General features: G+C 34.4%; 13 protein-coding genes and 2 pseudogenes. 12 read left to right on the top strand and 3 right to left on the bottom strand.

Going from position 1 to position 15644, the window contains the following annotated elements; genetic code table 11:
- Positions 1-214: 214 nt before the first annotated feature.
- The 7 genes and pseudogenes from safA to ACTNDN_RS11290 all read left to right on the top strand — a co-directional run bounded on the left by safA (position 215) and on the right by ACTNDN_RS11290 (position 5455).
- On the top strand, positions 215-814 hold the full coding sequence (gene safA, locus ACTNDN_RS11320; protein ID WP_441131267.1) for a SafA/ExsA family spore coat assembly protein: 600 nt from the start codon (positions 215-217) through the stop codon (positions 812-814).
- A 177-nt stretch (positions 815-991) separates the two neighbouring features.
- Positions 992-1135 carry an HTH domain-containing protein gene (locus ACTNDN_RS11315; protein ID WP_441131266.1) on the top strand — a complete coding sequence of 48 codons (144 nt, stop codon included), beginning with the start codon at positions 992-994 and terminating at the stop codon, positions 1133-1135.
- Complete coding sequence (locus ACTNDN_RS11310) at positions 1113-1337, top strand: PRD domain-containing protein (protein WP_441131270.1); 225 nt, start codon at positions 1113-1115, stop codon at positions 1335-1337. Before ACTNDN_RS11315 ends, ACTNDN_RS11310 begins: the two co-directional genes overlap by 23 nt.
- 92 nt (positions 1338-1429) lie before the next feature.
- Positions 1430-2029, top strand: coding sequence for a PTS sugar transporter subunit IIA (locus ACTNDN_RS11305; protein ID WP_441131265.1), 600 nt, complete (start codon positions 1430-1432; stop codon positions 2027-2029).
- Positions 1977-2135 carry a hypothetical protein gene (locus ACTNDN_RS11300; protein ID WP_441131264.1) on the top strand — a complete coding sequence of 53 codons (159 nt, stop codon included), beginning with the start codon at positions 1977-1979 and terminating at the stop codon, positions 2133-2135. Before ACTNDN_RS11305 ends, ACTNDN_RS11300 begins: the two co-directional genes overlap by 53 nt.
- 246 nt (positions 2136-2381) lie before the next feature.
- Positions 2382-4311 (top strand): annotated as a pseudogene (locus ACTNDN_RS11295) (fructose-specific PTS transporter subunit EIIC).
- 130 nt (positions 4312-4441) lie between these two features.
- The gene (locus tag ACTNDN_RS11290; protein WP_441131263.1) at positions 4442-5455 is read left to right on the top strand and encodes a threonine aldolase family protein; all 1014 of its coding nucleotides are present in this window, start codon (positions 4442-4444) and stop codon (positions 5453-5455) included.
- Between the two features lie 249 nt (positions 5456-5704).
- Here the strand turns inward: ACTNDN_RS11290 and ACTNDN_RS11285 are convergent, their stop codons facing one another.
- Entirely contained in the window at positions 5705-6718 is a 1014-nt protein-coding gene (locus tag ACTNDN_RS11285) for a DUF3231 family protein (protein WP_441131262.1), read from the bottom strand.
- Positions 6719-6879: 161 nt separating this feature from the next.
- On the opposite strand from ACTNDN_RS11285, the gene ACTNDN_RS11280 reads away from it, so the two are divergent.
- Positions 6880-7182, top strand: a complete 303-nt coding sequence (locus ACTNDN_RS11280; protein ID WP_441131261.1) for a DUF4181 domain-containing protein — start codon at positions 6880-6882, stop codon at positions 7180-7182.
- Positions 7183-7660: 478 nt separating this feature from the next.
- Here the strand turns inward: ACTNDN_RS11280 and ACTNDN_RS11275 are convergent, their stop codons facing one another.
- Positions 7661-8539 carry a helix-turn-helix domain-containing protein gene (locus ACTNDN_RS11275; protein ID WP_441131260.1) on the bottom strand — a complete coding sequence of 293 codons (879 nt, stop codon included), beginning with the start codon at positions 8537-8539 and terminating at the stop codon, positions 7661-7663.
- Between the two features lie 107 nt (positions 8540-8646).
- Here ACTNDN_RS11275 and ACTNDN_RS11270 point away from each other — a divergent pair, with 107 nt between their 5' ends.
- The 4 genes and pseudogenes from ACTNDN_RS11270 (at position 8647) to ACTNDN_RS11255 (ending at position 14452) form a co-directional block, all read left to right on the top strand.
- Positions 8647-10305 (top strand): glycoside hydrolase family 13 protein, encoded by a 1659-nt coding sequence (locus ACTNDN_RS11270; RefSeq protein WP_441131259.1) that lies wholly within the window; start codon positions 8647-8649, stop codon positions 10303-10305.
- Between the two features lie 4 nt (positions 10306-10309).
- Positions 10310-11731 (top strand): annotated as a pseudogene (locus ACTNDN_RS11265) (sucrose-specific PTS transporter subunit IIBC).
- Positions 11732-12015: 284 nt separating this feature from the next.
- The gene (locus ACTNDN_RS11260) at positions 12016-12984 is read left to right on the top strand and encodes an aminoimidazole riboside kinase (protein ID WP_441131269.1); all 969 of its coding nucleotides are present in this window, start codon (positions 12016-12018) and stop codon (positions 12982-12984) included.
- Positions 12977-14452, top strand: a complete 1476-nt coding sequence (locus tag ACTNDN_RS11255) for a glycoside hydrolase family 32 protein (RefSeq protein ID WP_441131258.1) — start codon at positions 12977-12979, stop codon at positions 14450-14452. Before ACTNDN_RS11260 ends, ACTNDN_RS11255 begins: the two co-directional genes overlap by 8 nt.
- Positions 14453-14934: 482 nt before the next feature.
- Here ACTNDN_RS11255 and ACTNDN_RS11250 read toward each other — a convergent pair whose 3' ends face one another.
- Positions 14935-15555, bottom strand: a complete 621-nt coding sequence (locus tag ACTNDN_RS11250) for a LysM peptidoglycan-binding domain-containing protein (RefSeq protein WP_441131257.1) — start codon at positions 15553-15555, stop codon at positions 14935-14937.
- Positions 15556-15644: the final 89 nt, after the last annotated feature.

Here is a 15644-nt window from a genome sequence, read left to right as displayed (position 1 = left end):
TCGTCGTTGTTTTAACCTTATCAGAAATGGATTCTTTTTTCATTTATCAAGTGAATTAACATTTAACAAAAAAGCTTATTGGAATAACGATTGTAACCAATTAATGATTTTCTATGAATAATTCAGGTTTATATAAAAAAACAAAAAATCATAGAGAGAAAGGATAAGAACAAATTTTTGTGCGCAACTTATTATTCAGAAGGAGGTGAAAAAAATGAAAAAAATAATGGCAACGGTTAGTTTATTTTTGTGTTTAATAACACTTCCAACGATGGTATTCGCTGATACATATACGGTAAAAAGCGGAGATTCGATGTGGAAAATTGCTGTGAAATATCAAATCGGCTTACGGGAAATTATTGCTGCAAATCCGCAAATTTCAAACCCAAGCTTAATTTATCCTAATCAAAAATTGACGATTCCGAATATCGATTCCATCAAAACAGTAGAACGTGAAGTTATTAGACTTTGTAATATTGAGAGGAAAAAAAATGGACTGCCTGCATTAACAGAAAACTGGGAATTATCACGTGTAGCTAGAGACAAATCAATGGATATGGCACAAAAGAAATATTTTAGCCACACAAGTCCAACCTACGGATCTCCATTTGATATGATGAAAGCATACGGAATCAGTTATAAATCAGCTGGAGAAAATATTGCTCAAGGACAAACAAGTGCTCAAGCAGTTGTACAAGCATGGATGAATTCAAGCGGCCACCGAGCAAATATATTAAGCAAAGGTTTTACACAAATAGGTGTAGGCTATTACCAAAGCGGAAACTATTGGACACAGATGTTTATATCCAAATAAGTACTACAGAAGGGATTTACTACTTAAGCTTTTTAAGTTGTAAATCCTTTTTAATAGTCATTTTTCTAGGAATATGGGATTCAACCATCTTGAAGAAGGTTCTAATTTAAAATAAATTGAATTCGTCTACTTTATAAGCTCACTTTTTAATGTGATAAATAAAAGTAGGTGTTTTACATGAATGATAGACAAAAAGCTCTACTTCAACTTTTGCTTTCAAATGAAGGGGAGACTCGGAATATACAGGAGCTTTCCGAACGATTAGCATGTTCGGAAAAAACAGTGCGCAATGATTTAAATAAAATCGAAAAGATTAGATGAATTAACTGGCTACTCTTATGAAAAGGATTCCATTCTTACTAAAGGGCCTGCTGTTCATATGTATTCAGTCATTAACCGCTTGAAATATGGTTTCCCTATTAGCAATCCTCTTCTATCAGAAATTAAGAAAATGTATCCATATATGTTTAATATGGTCATTTTTGCTTTAGAGGAAATTAAATGTGCTTATGATTTAGAATAACTGAAGAGGAAGCTGCTTTTATAGTACTTCATTTCCAAGCATCTATTGAGAGATTAGAAGGAAATAGAGGGAAAAGGAAAAACTCTTTAAGTGTGTGTCATTTAGGAGTAGGAATTTCTCATTTATTAGAGGCAAAAATCAAACAGCATTATTCAGACATTCATATTTTAGCTTGTATCGGAAAAGCTTCCATCGATGAATTCCTAAAAAACAATAAGATAGATTTTATTATTTCAACCGTTTCTCTTGATGAGATTTTGATTCCATATGTTGTTATTTCTCCACTCTTGGAAGGTAAGGATAAGGAAAAGCTGAATCAATTTGTTCAACAGATCGAAGAAACACAAGAAAGTAGAAGGGAAGATAATAAAAAGCTGTCTAAATTAGTTCGTGGTGACTTGGTGCATCTTGGAATAGAAATAGAGCATCCATATGAAGTTATTGAAATGTTAGGAAATACCTTATATCAAAAGGGCTTGATTCAGAAGGAATTTATTCATAGTGCTCTTAACAGGGAGCGGAAGTCTGCTACAGCAATTGGTGAGAATATCGCTATTCCCCATGGGGATCCAAATCTGGTTATTCAGTCTGCAATTGCAGTGGCTATATTAAGAGAGCCAATACTGTGGGGGAATGACTATGTTTTCTATTATATTTTTGTTAGCTATTTCAAAAGAGGATCAAAATCTTAATCGTGGGGTAGTAGGGCAAATTGCAGCCTATAGCGAAGATAGTGAATTTTCAAGTGGGATAGCAGCACTTAAGGATATTAAAGGTGTGCTTGATTTTATAAAATAATAAATGTTTCACTTCTTGTATTGTTTTTATAAGTACCTCTATTTTTTCAAGCGATACTTTAGACCATCCATAATGATAGAATAAACGTTTAGAAATTTAAATGTTTACCATATCCATCATTTTCTAATAATCAATTTTTACCACAAGTCTGGTAAAAATTAAGATTATTGGAAAGGATACATGGGTTTATAATCGAAATGTAAGCAATTACATGATGTGTTGAATAGGATGGAGGAGGGAAATATCATGAAAATTTTAGCAATTACAGCTTGTCCGGTTGGTATTGCTCATACATAACATGGCTGCAGAAAATCTGCAAAAGGCTGGAGAAGAATTAGGCATTGACATCAAAGTAGAAACCCAAGGCTCCATTGGGGTGGAAAATGCTTTAACAGAGCAAGACATTAGAGAAGCAGATGGCATCATTATTGCAGCAGATAAAGAAGTTTCTAAAGACCGTTTTATTGGGAAAAAAGTAATTATTACTGGCGTAAAAGAAGGTATTCGCAACCCGCATGAATTAATCAAAAGGATTCAAAATGGCGATGTACCAGTATATAGAGCAGAATTGAAATCAGCAGATGAAATCAAAGGACAACGTAAACAAAAAGAGAATCCAATTTATAAACATTTAATGAATGGTGTCTCTTATATGGTTCCATTTATTGTTGTTGGAGGATTGCTGATCGCACTTGCTCTTACACTTGGTGGGGAACAGACACCTGGAGGAATTGTCATACCAGAAGATTCTATTTGGAAACAGATTGAAAGTCTTGGTAGCACAGCCTTTATGTTTATGGTACCAATTCTTGCCGGGTTTATTGCAGTTAGTATTGCAGACCGACCAGGGCTTGTACCAGGTATGATCGGTGGGTATATTGCAGCAAATGGTAGCTTTTACGGTAGTGAAGCAGGTGCGGGATTTATTGGCGGTATTATTGCTGGTTTCTTAGCAGGTTATATTGCATTAGGGATTAAAAAGATAAAAGTGCCAAAAGCACTTCTACCAGTTATGCCAATTATTTTTATTCCCATCGTATCATCTGTTATTGTTGGATTATTATTCATTTTTGTTATAGGTGCTCCAGTAGCACAGGTTTTTGAAGGTTTAACTAGTATGCTTGCAGGAATGCAAGGAGCAAGCTCGATTTTATTAGCACTTATTCTAGGGGCAATGATTGCAGTAGATATGGGTGGTCCATTTAACAAAGTTGCTTTCCTATTTGGTTCTGCCATGATTGCAGAAGGAAATTATGACATAATGGGACCAATTGCAGTAGCAATCTGTATTCCGCCAATTGGAATGGGACTTGCTACATTTATTAATAAGAAGAAATACCTTCCGAATGAACGGGAAGCGGGTAAGGCATCTTTTACAATGGGACTGTTTGGTATAACAGAAGGAGCAATTCCGTTCGCGGCTCAAGATCCATTACGTGTAATTCCAAGTATTATGGCTGGTTCGATGGTCGGTGCGGTTATTGCCATGATTGGAAATGTAGGGAATAAAGTAGCGCGTGGTGGTCCAATTGTAGCGGTATTAGGGGCAGTAGATAATGTAGCAATGTTCTTTATCGCAGCATTAGCTGGTGTATTAGTAACAGCCTTTGTGGTTAATGCATTGAAAAAAGAAGTAGCGATTGATCTTCCTGTTAGTAAAGGAATGGAGAAAAGAGAAGTTTCGGCAACAATAGAAGAAACAGAAGAGCCGATGGAAATAACCAAATTAACAGATATCGTAAGTGAAGAGTTAATATCAACAAATTTAGTTGCAGAAACACAGGATGAAGTAATCGATGAGCTAATTCAAAAATTTGAAGATGCAGGAATCTTACACTCTAAGGAAGCGTATAAAAAGGCTATATTAGAGCGTGAAGCACAAAGCTCTACTGGATTAGGAATGAATATTGCGCTTCCTCATGGTAAGTCAAATGCAGTAAAACGCCCAGCAGTTGCTTTTGGTATTAAGCGTAATGGTGTAGACTGGAATAGCTTGGATGGGACAGAGGCTAAATTAATTTTTATGATTGCTGTTCCAGAACAAAGTGCAGGTGACGCACATTTGAAAATTTTGCAAATGTTATCACGCAAATTAATGGATGAGCGTTATAGAGAAAAATTGCTTAAGGTAGGTTCCAAATCAGACGCAATAATGTTGCTAGATGAAATTCAATAATCAAAAAAAGTGCCAAGCATCAAGTGATATACTCCGAGATGTTTGGCACTCTTTATTTTTTAAGTGAAAACATTTCGTGACAAGAAGAATCTCTTTATGAGAAAATATTTTTTAAAAGGAGGCTATGTTCATGTATAGTTTTAATAATGATTACAGTGAAGGAGCACATCCAAGAATTCTTCAAGCATTGGTAGAATCCAATTTACAGCAAGAAATAGGGTATGGGCAAGATTCCTTTACTAACAAAGCAGTAGAAGTGTTAAAAGAAAAAATGAATAGCAAAGAGGTAGATGTTCATCTCTTGGTCGGAGGTACGCAAACAAATCTTATTGCAATCTCAGCCTTTTTAAGACCACATGAAGCAGCTATTGCAGCTGACACTGGTCATATTTCTACCCATGAAACCGGGGCTATTGAAGCAACTGGCCATAAGGTTATTACGGTAGATGCAGAAAATGGCAAACTTACACCAAGTCTATTGCAAAATGTACTGGATGAGCATACAGATGAACATATGGTTAAGCCAAAGCTTGTATACATATCCAATTCAACTGAAATTGGAACCATTTATTCCAAACAGGAACTCGAGCAATTAAGTGCGTTTTGTCATAAGAATAATTTGATTTTTTATATGGATGGTGCACGATTAGGATCAGCTCTATGTGCAAAGGAAAATGATCTAAGTTTAAGTGATTTTCCGAAGTTATTAGATGCCTTTTATATCGGTGGAACGAAAAACGGAGCATTAATGGGAGAAGCCCTTGTGATAAAGAAAGATTCCCTGAAGGAAGATTTTCGTTATCATATTAAGCAAAAGGGAGCAATGCTAGCAAAAGGAAGAGTGCTAGGAATCCAATTTTACGAACTATTTAAGGATAATCTTTTCTTCGAATTAGCGGAGCATGCTAATAAGATGGCAGAAAAAGTAAACATGGCATTGGCAGAGAAAGGCTATCGCTTTTTAACACAATCTACTACAAATCAGGTATTCCCGATTTTTTCTAACGAGAAGATTGCAAAGCTTCAGAGGAATTACCAATTCAATATTTGGGAAAAAATTGATAATAATCATTCTGCAATTCGACTTGTTACTTCATGGGGAACAAAAGAAGAAGAAGTTGAGGCGTTTATTAAGGAATTATAATAAAGTTTGTTTAAAGATCAAATAGTTAATTTATCTATGGCATATCGTTAATTGAAAACGGTATGCCATATGTTTGTCCAAACGAAAATTAAGTTATGATCGTAAAGTAAAGGGATATAATCAAAAAAAATATATGATTCAAAGTGGTAAAGATATGATCCAAAAATCAAATATATGATTCAAAGGGAAAGAGATATAATTCAAAAAATCAATTTTATAATCTAAAATCCAAATAGACCTCAAATAAATCTATTTCTCCGCCAATCTCTTTCGATCGATTGCTTCTATCTGTTTCTCCATCCACCCATACTTGACCAAAAGTTTATAGCAAAAGGCTCCCGCCTGCATGGCATGGTTGAATACCCTTTTGTAATTGAGAATAATATCTGTTCTTAAACTCGAACCAATGGCTGCTCCATAATACGAAAGAGCTGCATTTACTAATAAAGCTGCATGAAACATCATTAATTTATCGGAAAAAGGGCTAATCGTGGAATCGGTAATCTCTACATCCCATCTCTTAGGAATAGGTAAATTATCTTTTTGAAGTATTTCATCAAAACTCTCTGCGTCTTTCCCAGCTAATTTCCCATTTTTTAACATGAAATTTCTTACATCTTCTTTCTCCGCAACTTGACTAAAGGCAAGGCTTAAAGAACGAACAAAGCCTGTTTTCTTTGAATTGAAGTGAAGATTGCTTATTTCAGACATATTTAGCGGTCTTTTGTCTCCAATTAAACTAGAAATAAATCCTGTCGATTCAACAAATTCGACTTCATGTGGAGAAGGAATAGTTGGAACACTAGAGAACTCCGGCTGTGTTTTTGCTAACTTAACGATTTTTTGGAATAGTTCCTTCGATGTCACCGTACATTCAAAAAAATAGTTTTGCACGTCTTCTCGTTCCGCATTTGTAATAGCTAATGTATAGGCAGAAATACCATGCATCGTCATCATTCTTGAGTAAAAAAGTATAAAGGAGTCTGAAAATAGTCGTGGAGCATTAAGATTGACATCAGCCTCAGTAAATCCTTTTGGAAGTTTAAAGTTTGCCTTTGTAAAGATATCTGTAATTTTAATTAGATGACTTTCTGCTAAACGTAACGAATAAGCTACTATAGATCTGATATCTTGCTTTTCTACTATTTTTAGAAAATATTTATACATACATACTGCCATACTATCTCCCATATATTGAAGCCAGAGTGCAGATACCTCGGCAGCGTTTAAGGTTTTCTTCTGTGTTTTCTCATGACTCTTCAATAAAGATAACCTCCAATTATTCTAAGATTGACGTTTAAATAGAAGTTTCTAATTTAAATTTAGTATGGCGATTATAAGCAATTTTATCCTATATATTGGATAGAAGAAGGACTGATTTTAGGAACTTTTTAGGTTTTAATCCGTATATCGTTATGAGGAGAATGGATGAAAGGTGGGGGATCATGTTTGGATTAGAAGGTAATGTGGGGTTGAAATTATTGATTATATTAATTGTCTTTCTTGTAGCTAGTTTATTATTTGATTTTATTGTCAGAAAATCACTAAAATTAGAAAGGAGAAAAATTTTTTCTTATAATCATATAAATAAAGTGCATGTACGAATCGATTGGAGTATTAGAATTGCTTTTATGTTTATCTTATTGGCATCTTACATTATAAATTATTACTATAATTTGTGGTATTTGCAGTCTTATTATGTGTTGCTTTGGATAGGCTACACTTAGTTGGACAGATATTTTAAGGTCAAGTAGAATACAAATAAGACAATAAGAGAGGATGCAGTACTCGTATATCGTGCCTTTTCTTCCATTAAGAATGGTCACAGAGAAAAAACCTTATAGAAGACTATCTAACGAGAAATACAAAGAAAATAGATTTAATCGCTAAAAAAGCAGGCTTAAAAGACAAAGTAAGTCCCCTTGTTTTAAGACACACTTTTGCTACTTTAACCATTAAATAATGGTGCTGAATTGGTTGCGATTCAAGAACTCTTATGTCATAGTTCACCAGATACAACACTTAGATATGCAAAGATTACTCATGAGCGAAAGTGAGAGCAGCATAAAAAGTATTTGATTCAGTAAATTGTAGATTTGACTCATATAGCGCAGTAAGTAGCCTATTCTTTTGTTGACTTTGTGAAGAATGTACTTAAGTACAAGGGATCAGGTAAGTTTAAGAGTAATCCATTAACTTTGAGTATTATTTTGCATATTCTTCAATATAAAATTTCTTTCTGTATTGGGCAGGGGAGTAACGTTTATGTTCTTTAAATTTACGAATAAAATAGCTGAAATTCTCAAAGCCAACTATAAAAGAAATATCCAAGACTTTTAGATCACTGCTTTTTAATAACTCAGCAGCCTTTTGACATCGATATTCATTAATATAGGTAATCGGTGTTTTTCCAATTGCCGTATGGAAATATTTAGAGAAATAGTTTTTGTTCATACTCAAAAGAGAAGCTAAGTCTTCAAGTAATATTTTTTTATCGTAATTATCCTGGATATAGGTAATTACTTTTTTTATGTTTTCTTGTTTCTCTTTAACGCTTGTTTGTAATTCCCCAAAAAGTTGGTTCTCATAAAGCTCTAAAATAATTTCTAGCAACACAATCTTAATTCTTAATGCAGATAAGTCAGATTCAGCTTTGTTTATCTCAATTATTGTTATAAGATTATTGGCTAAATACTTCTTTAAGTTTCCATCAATCTCAGCGGTAGATGGAAAACGCAAAAATCCTTTACTGATAGGATTAATAATAGAACTTTGGCTAATATCAGGATAGTCAAAATTTAATATCTGCGGATGAAATACTATGGCATGGTGAATCGAGGGACCTTTTGAGGTAACTTTATGTAAGTCACCAGAATTGATAAAAATAAACTGCCCCTTTGTAACATGTCTTGTTTCTGAATTAATAGTAATATCCATTACTCCATCCTCAACAAAAATAAACTCTAGTTCCTCGTGCCAATGGAAGTCTACATGATATTCTCTTTCTCTAACCTTACTGTATATATGCAACGGAAATAATGGAGTACCATGAGTGGACTTTTCTTTTAAAGTTGTCTTATGCATAAATTTTCTCCTAAAGTGAAAATAGTGTTATTTTTTTTTATAAAAGTGCAAGAAGTAATGCATCAAATTCATTATACTCAATTTGTAAGCGTAATACAAAAAGGGGGATGGAAGTGGAAAAAGCTCAAAAAAAGTGGTGGCATAAAAGTGTTATATATCAAATATACCCTCGTAGCTTTAATGACAGTAACGGTGATGGAATTGGTGATATAAAAGGTATTATACAAAAATTAGATTATATAAAAAAACTAGGGATTGATGTTATTTGGTTAAGTCCAGTTTATGAATCTCCTAATGTAGATAATGGCTATGACATAAGTGACTACCATTCTATTTTATCTGAATATGGAACAATGAATGATATGAATAAACTGTTATTAGAGAGTCGTGAACGAGGAATGAAAATTATCATGGACTTAGTTGTAAACCATACTTCAGATCAGCATCCATGGTTCATTGAAGCCAAGAAATCAAAAGACAACCCCTATAGAGATTATTATATTTGGCGTGATCCTGTAAGTGGTCATGAGCCAAATGAACTTAATTCTAATTTTGGGGGATCAGCCTGGGAATATGATGAAAATACAAGTCAATATTATTTACACTTTTATAGCAAACAGCAACCTGATTTAAACTGGGCAAATGAAGAGATGAAACAGAGTATTTGGGACATGATGAATTTCTGGATTGATAAAGGTATAAGTGGTTTTCGTATGGATGTAATTGATTTAATAGGGAAAGAACCTGATAATCTAATAAAAGAAAACGGTCCGAAATTACATGATTATTTGCAAGAAATGTATCTTAATACTTTTGGAAAACACGATTTATTAACGGTTGGGGAAACATGGGGAGCAACAACAGAAAATGCTAAGTTATACTCTGATCCTAATCGAAAAGAATTGAATATGGTGTTTCAGTTTGAACATATGAACTTAGATAAGATACCAGGCAAGCGAAGATGGGATTTAAAGAAATTAGAGTTAGTCGAGTTAAAACAGGTATTAAGTAAATGGCAGTATGCTCTTGATCAAGTAGGGTGGAACAGCCTATTTTGGAACAATCATGATTTACCAAGGATTGTATCTAGATGGGGTAATGATCGTGAATATCGGGTTCAATCAGCAAAGATGTTAGCAACATTATTACATGGAATGAAAGGTACACCCTATGTTTATCAGGGAGAAGAGATTGGTATGACGAATGCTGCTTTTAATTCGATTGATGACTATATCGATATTGAAACTCAAAATGTCTATAAAGAACGAATAAAAGCTGGTTTTAGTGAAGAAGAAATTATGGAATCATTATATATGAAAGCAAGAGACAATGCCAGAACGCCGATGCAATGGTCAGATGAAAAAAATGCAGGTTTTTCTACAGGAAAACCATGGATGAATCTAAATCCCAATTACACTTTTATTAATGTTGAAAGCGCTCTTAATGATAAAAACTCTATTTTTTATCACTATCAAAAATTAATCAATATGAGGAAGAATAATACTACTCTTATTTATGGTACTTATCATCTCCTCAATCCCGAGGATGAGAGTATTTATGCATATGAACGTATTTTAGAGAACAAGAAACTATTAATTGTCTGCAACTTCTACGAGCATGAAAAAGAGTTTTCTTATGAAATATCCAAGAGCTCAAAAGTAGAGATTTTAATTAGTAATTACAATAATTCAAGTTTAGATTTAAAAAAGCTAACATTGAGGCCTTATGAAGCTATTATGTATGAAGTAAATAAAGGGAAGGTTTGAGAAAATGAATAATAACATAGATAAAACTGCTCAGCAGATTTTAGATAATATTGGCGGACCGGAAAATATAATAAGCACAGCACATTGTGCAACACGGCTCCGTTTAGTTTTAATTGATGAATCACTTGTAAAATCTGAAGAGTTATCAAATATAGAACTTGTAAAAGGTCAGTTTAGTAATTCCGGTCAATATCAGATTATTATTGGTGCAGGCACTGTAAATGAGGTTTATAATTCTTTAGTTAAACTCGCCGATATCAATGAATCTACTAAATCTGAGGTTAAAAAAGAAGCAAATAAAAAAATGAATACGGTTCAAAAACTTGTGAAACTTTTGTCAGATATATTTGTACCTATTATTCCGGCTCTTGTAGCAGCTGGTCTTCTGATGGGGATAAACAATGTTCTAACGTCTCAAGGGCTGTTTATTGAAGGCAAATCTTTAATGGATATATACCCGCAAATTACCGACTTAGCTAATATGATCAATATCTTTGCAAATGCGGCCTTTGTATTCCTCCCTATCTTAATTGGTTTTTCAGCAACGAAAATGTTTGGTGGTAACCCTTACTTAGGGGCTGTAATTGGGATGATTATGGTACATCCTGATCTGTTAAATGCGTATGGGTATGGAGAGGCTGTTCTTAATAATACTGTACCCGTTTGGAATATACTTGGCATTTCCATTGAAAAAGTAGGATATCAAGGTACTGTTTTCCCAGTACTAGCTGCGTCATTTATTTTGGCATGGACCGAGAAAAATCTGCGTAAAATTATTCCGTCCGTACTCGATAACTTATTAACACCTTTATTGGCTGTCTTTATCACAAGCTTTCTTACCTTTAGTGTTGTTGGTGGAATTATGAGATCTGCGGGGGACTTATTAGCTAATGGTTTGGTTTGGTTATATGATACATTAGGCTTTTTTGGAGGTGCTATTTTTGGATTCATTATGGCACCGTTAACATTGACTGGTATGCATCACAGTCTACTCCCAGTTGACATTCAGTTAATTGCGGCTGGCGGTTCTTTCTTACTTGCACTTGTCGCTTCAAACAACGTTGCTCAAGGGGGAGCCACTTTTGCAACTATGCTAATTACAAAAGATAAGAAAATGAAAAGTGTTGCGGTCTCTTCAGGCATATCAGCTTTATTAGGGATTACAGAGCCAGCGATGTTTGGTGTGAATCTTAAATTGAAATACCCATTTTATGCTGCAATGATAGGTTCCGCACTGTGATGCGCATATGCAGCTTTTGCTCAAATCACAAATGTAGCACCTGGACCAGCTGGTGTTATTGGATTTGTCACTGTTCAAGCTGGAGATGTTATAAACTTTTTAATAGCAATATTAATTTCACTTATAGCATCATTTGTAATAACAATTCTTCTGTCTAAGTCTAAAAAGTTAAATAAAAGCTTGTAATCAATTTTGACTATTAACCTACCCTTTGAATTTATTTTTAAATGTCAACGATCAACATTTATTATTCTAATTATAGATGTGAATTAGGTTGGAGAGATATAAATGTAACAGGCTCGTTTTATAGAAACGAGCCTGTTACATTTACTATAAGTCTTTTCTAATAGTAGTTCAAAAAGGAAGAGTTATTTTAAAAATTTTAGGGTTAGTATAGTGCAACTAAGGTCCGTAGTACATCAAGGATAGGTGTTAGCTAGTTTTCATAATATTAAAGGTGGTTGTTTATGATGAAAAATGGTGTAATTTGTTTAGGAGAAGCATTGGTTGATTTTATTCCTCTTGATAATGAAAATTTAACTTATCAAAAAAGTCCAGGGGGTGCACCTGCTAATGTTGCTGTAGGTATTGCTCAGTTAGGAGCGAAATCAACATTTTTGGGGAAGGTTGGTGATGATGTTTTAGGGGCATTTTTAAGAGATGCATTAGCAGCATATCATGTAAATACGAGCCAAATGTTTTTAACGAAAGAACATCGTACCGGTACTGTTTTTGTTACGTTAGAGAAAAATGGTGAACGAAGCTTTGATTTTTATATTAATCCAAGTGCTGATCGCTTTTTAAAACCTGAAGAGATAAATGGAAAAGTCTTGACATCACATCTAGTTCTTCATTTTGGATCTATTTCCATGATTGATGATCTTGCTAAAAAGGCGACGAAAAAGGCAGTACAATTAGCAAAGCAAGCAGGAATGTTGATTTCCTATGATCCCAATCTTCGCCTTGAGTTATGGAGAAGTGAAGCAGTAGCGAAAAAAACGATTGTATCTATGCTTGACCAGGTAGATGTTGTGAAAATTTCAGAAGAAGAATTACAGTTTATAACGGGTGAACAGGATATTCAAGCCGGAATAAAAAAAATAGAAGCATACGATATTCCACTATTGTTTATTACATTAGGTGGTAAAGGATGTATTGTAATCTTAAATGGAGAACAGTCAAAAGTAGCTCCAATGAAGGTTGATGCTGTAGATACGACTGGTGCTGGAGATGCCTTTGTCTCTGTTATTTTATATAAATTAAATGAAAATGGTGGGAACGTTGGAGAACTTTCTTTAGCAGAGGCCAAAGAAATGGCGATGTACGGAAATGTTTCAGGAGGTTTAGCTGCATCTACAAAAGGGGCAATGTCTGCATTACCGACACTTGATCAAGTAGAAAAATATGTGGGAAAAGTAAGGCGGGAACAAAATGTCTAGATTGGATCAACAGTTACGATTTGAAGCCATAAAGGAAATTGAAAAGCATCAAGATATCGTTCAAAACGATCCATATTATCCTCATTATCATATAGCTCCACCTGTAGGTTTGCTGAATGACCCGAATGGATTTGTTCAATGGAATGGTATTTATCATTTGTTTTATCAATGGATGCCATTTAAAACGGGGCATGGTGCAAAATTTTGGGCGCATTATACATCAGCAGATCTCGTTCATTGGAAGGAGGAGCCAATTGCACTCACACCCTCTGATTGGTTTGATAAAAATGGCTGCTACTCTGGTAGTGCTATTGTGCATGAGGGTCAGTTGTACTTGTTTTATACAGGAAATGTGAAAGATGAAGTTGGTAATCGTGAGACATATCAATGTCTGGCTGTTTCGAGTGACGGCGTGAAATTTGAGAAAAAAGGTCCAGTGATTAACTTACCAGAGGGATACACACCTCATTTTCGTGATCCGAAAGTATGGAGGAACGGTGATAAGTGGTACATGATTATTGGTGCGCAAAGTGAAAAACTGGAGGGGCAAGCGGTGCTTTTTCAATCAACAGATCTTCATCATTGGGAGGAGCTTGGCCCCATCGCAGGTTCAGATGGAGAGTTTGGCTTTATGTGGGAATGTCCAGATTTCTTTAATATAAATGGTAAGGATGTTTTATTATTTTCTCCTCAAGGGTTGGAAGAAAAAGGGATGAAGTATCACAATGTGTATCAATCTGGTTATATTCTGGGACACTTGGACAACGAATATAACTTACAAATTTCCACGCCATTTGAAGAGCTAGACCGGGGATTTGAATTTTATGCACCACAAACAACAATAGACGAGAATGGGCGGCGCATTTTGATTGCCTGGATGGGTGTTCCAGAGCAATATGAGGATAAGCATCCGACAGTAAAACATAAATGGCTCCATGCCATGACTCTTCCACGGGAACTAACTATAAAGGATGGAAAGGTCAATCAAACGCCTATAACAGAGTTGGAAATATTACGCGAAGAGATTGTCCATCAATTTAATTTGTCTCTGAAAGAAAGCAATCAACAAGTTATTAATATGGATAAGGAAACAGCAGAGCTTCTACTAGAGGTAAATGATCAAAGTACAGAACGTTTAGAGCTCTCCATTCGTGGAGAGGTTCGTCTTATTTTTAATAAAGAGAAAAAAGTATTTACGTTCGAACGAAGGAACTTTGTAGATGGATTAATGGAACGTAGGCAATGTGAATTAAAAAGTCTACAACAGTTACAGGTATTTTTAGATGCTTCAACGATTGAAGTATTTGTAAATAATGGGGAAGAAGTATTTACTGCGAGAATGTTCCCTTATAAAGAAAACAAGCAAGTTAAAATCGGTTCTTTTGGTAAAACAACAATCAATTTATCTCATTGGAATTTAAAAAGTCATAGTCAAATTTTTTCAAGAGGTTATAAGAATGTTAAGTAAGATATTTGGTTATAAAAGGAAACTGGAAGAGATTCTTGCGGATACAACATGAAAGTCTATTGAAATAGAAGAGGTTCTGGATCTGATCCTACATTTGCAGAAAATGATGGGAGATGGTTTAACAATCGAAACCTCCTGAGGGTTAGGTTGTGTACCGATAGATAACGCTTCTACTCTTTGGTCTCTTAAGTATTATAGTTGACCGATCTGAAAGTCAAAAAACTCAACAATTGGTCTTTATTCTTAAGAAGAACAACAACAATTAAGTCATTAGCTGCAAAGTTCGAGGTGAGAGGCTAGTTAATGATGTTTACTACTTAACAAATAATGAAATTGATAACGAATAATCTTTATAGATAGGGTTCAAGAGGGCATCTCAAATGAGGCGTCCTTTCCTATACCTGATGAGGTCTAGGAAGCAGTTTTAGATTAGCATAAGGGGTTACTGATAGATGTAGTTCCAATAATGGAAAGGAAAAGAGTTAAATCTGAATTTTTATAACTTTTTCGAGAGATTCAGAAGCAGTACTTGGTATCTGAAGTGTTTGACCTAAGCGGGTGCTGTCACTAGTTAAATTGTTTGCTTGCTTAATCCTTTCTATGGTTGTGTTATAGTTTTTTGCAAGAACGGTGAGATAATCCCCCGCAACTACCGTATGAATGGCCATAGGAATAATTAGCTGTTGGTTGACTTGTAAAACATCAGATGAAAGTTGGTTTGCTCGCTTTATATTTTCGACCGTTGTATTGTATCTTTGAGATAAATTCCATAAGGTGTCATTACTTGAGACGGTGTAATAAATCGAATGATTTTGTGTTGAATAATTGGAAGGAGATGCTGCATTTGCGGAAGTGATTTCTCCAATTAATGGAATAGTTGTAACAGCGATACCACCGATTATCACCTTAGCTAATTTTACTTTAATATCTGGGTATCTTTCTTTAATAATAGATTTAGCTATATGGACTATATCTTTCTTCTCTTTAGGAATACTACCGAATTCCTCAGCAAATTCAGATAAATGATCCGCTATGTAAATAATTAATTCATATTCATCACTCGTAGAAGCTATTTTTCTTAGTTCAAATTTTTGATAATCCAATGTGTTCCCTCCTTTTAAAACTTACGTATAGTTTTTTTATAAGTTTTAAAAATATGCACCTACTTTTTTTGTAGGGTATTAAGTATTAG

Origin of the sequence: Niallia sp. HCP3S3_B10 (assembly GCF_052064465.1) — a bacterium.
GTDB classification, from domain to species: Bacteria; Bacillota; Bacilli; order Bacillales; family Cytobacillaceae; genus Niallia; species Niallia hominis.
Note: the sequence above shows the minus strand (reverse complement) of the source record. Positions and strands in the feature narration are given on the sequence as shown.

Coding starts and splice junctions, on each gene's coding strand:
- ACTNDN_RS11300 (WP_441131264.1), top strand. CDS start 1,977: ATGTTTTCTATTATATTTTTGTTAGCTATTTCAAAAGAGGATCAAAAT.
- ACTNDN_RS11260 (WP_441131269.1), top strand. CDS start 12,016: ATGAAAAATGGTGTAATTTGTTTAGGAGAAGCATTGGTTGATTTTATT.
- ACTNDN_RS11270 (WP_441131259.1), top strand. CDS start 8,647: ATGGAAGTGGAAAAAGCTCAAAAAAAGTGGTGGCATAAAAGTGTTATA.
- ACTNDN_RS11290 (WP_441131263.1), top strand. CDS start 4,442: ATGTATAGTTTTAATAATGATTACAGTGAAGGAGCACATCCAAGAATT.
- ACTNDN_RS11280 (WP_441131261.1), top strand. CDS start 6,880: ATGGATGAAAGGTGGGGGATCATGTTTGGATTAGAAGGTAATGTGGGG.
- ACTNDN_RS11275 (WP_441131260.1), bottom strand. CDS start 8,539: ATGCATAAGACAACTTTAAAAGAAAAGTCCACTCATGGTACTCCATTA.
- ACTNDN_RS11315 (WP_441131266.1), top strand. CDS start 992: ATGAATGATAGACAAAAAGCTCTACTTCAACTTTTGCTTTCAAATGAA.
- safA (WP_441131267.1), top strand. CDS start 215: ATGAAAAAAATAATGGCAACGGTTAGTTTATTTTTGTGTTTAATAACA.
- ACTNDN_RS11255 (WP_441131258.1), top strand. CDS start 12,977: ATGTCTAGATTGGATCAACAGTTACGATTTGAAGCCATAAAGGAAATT.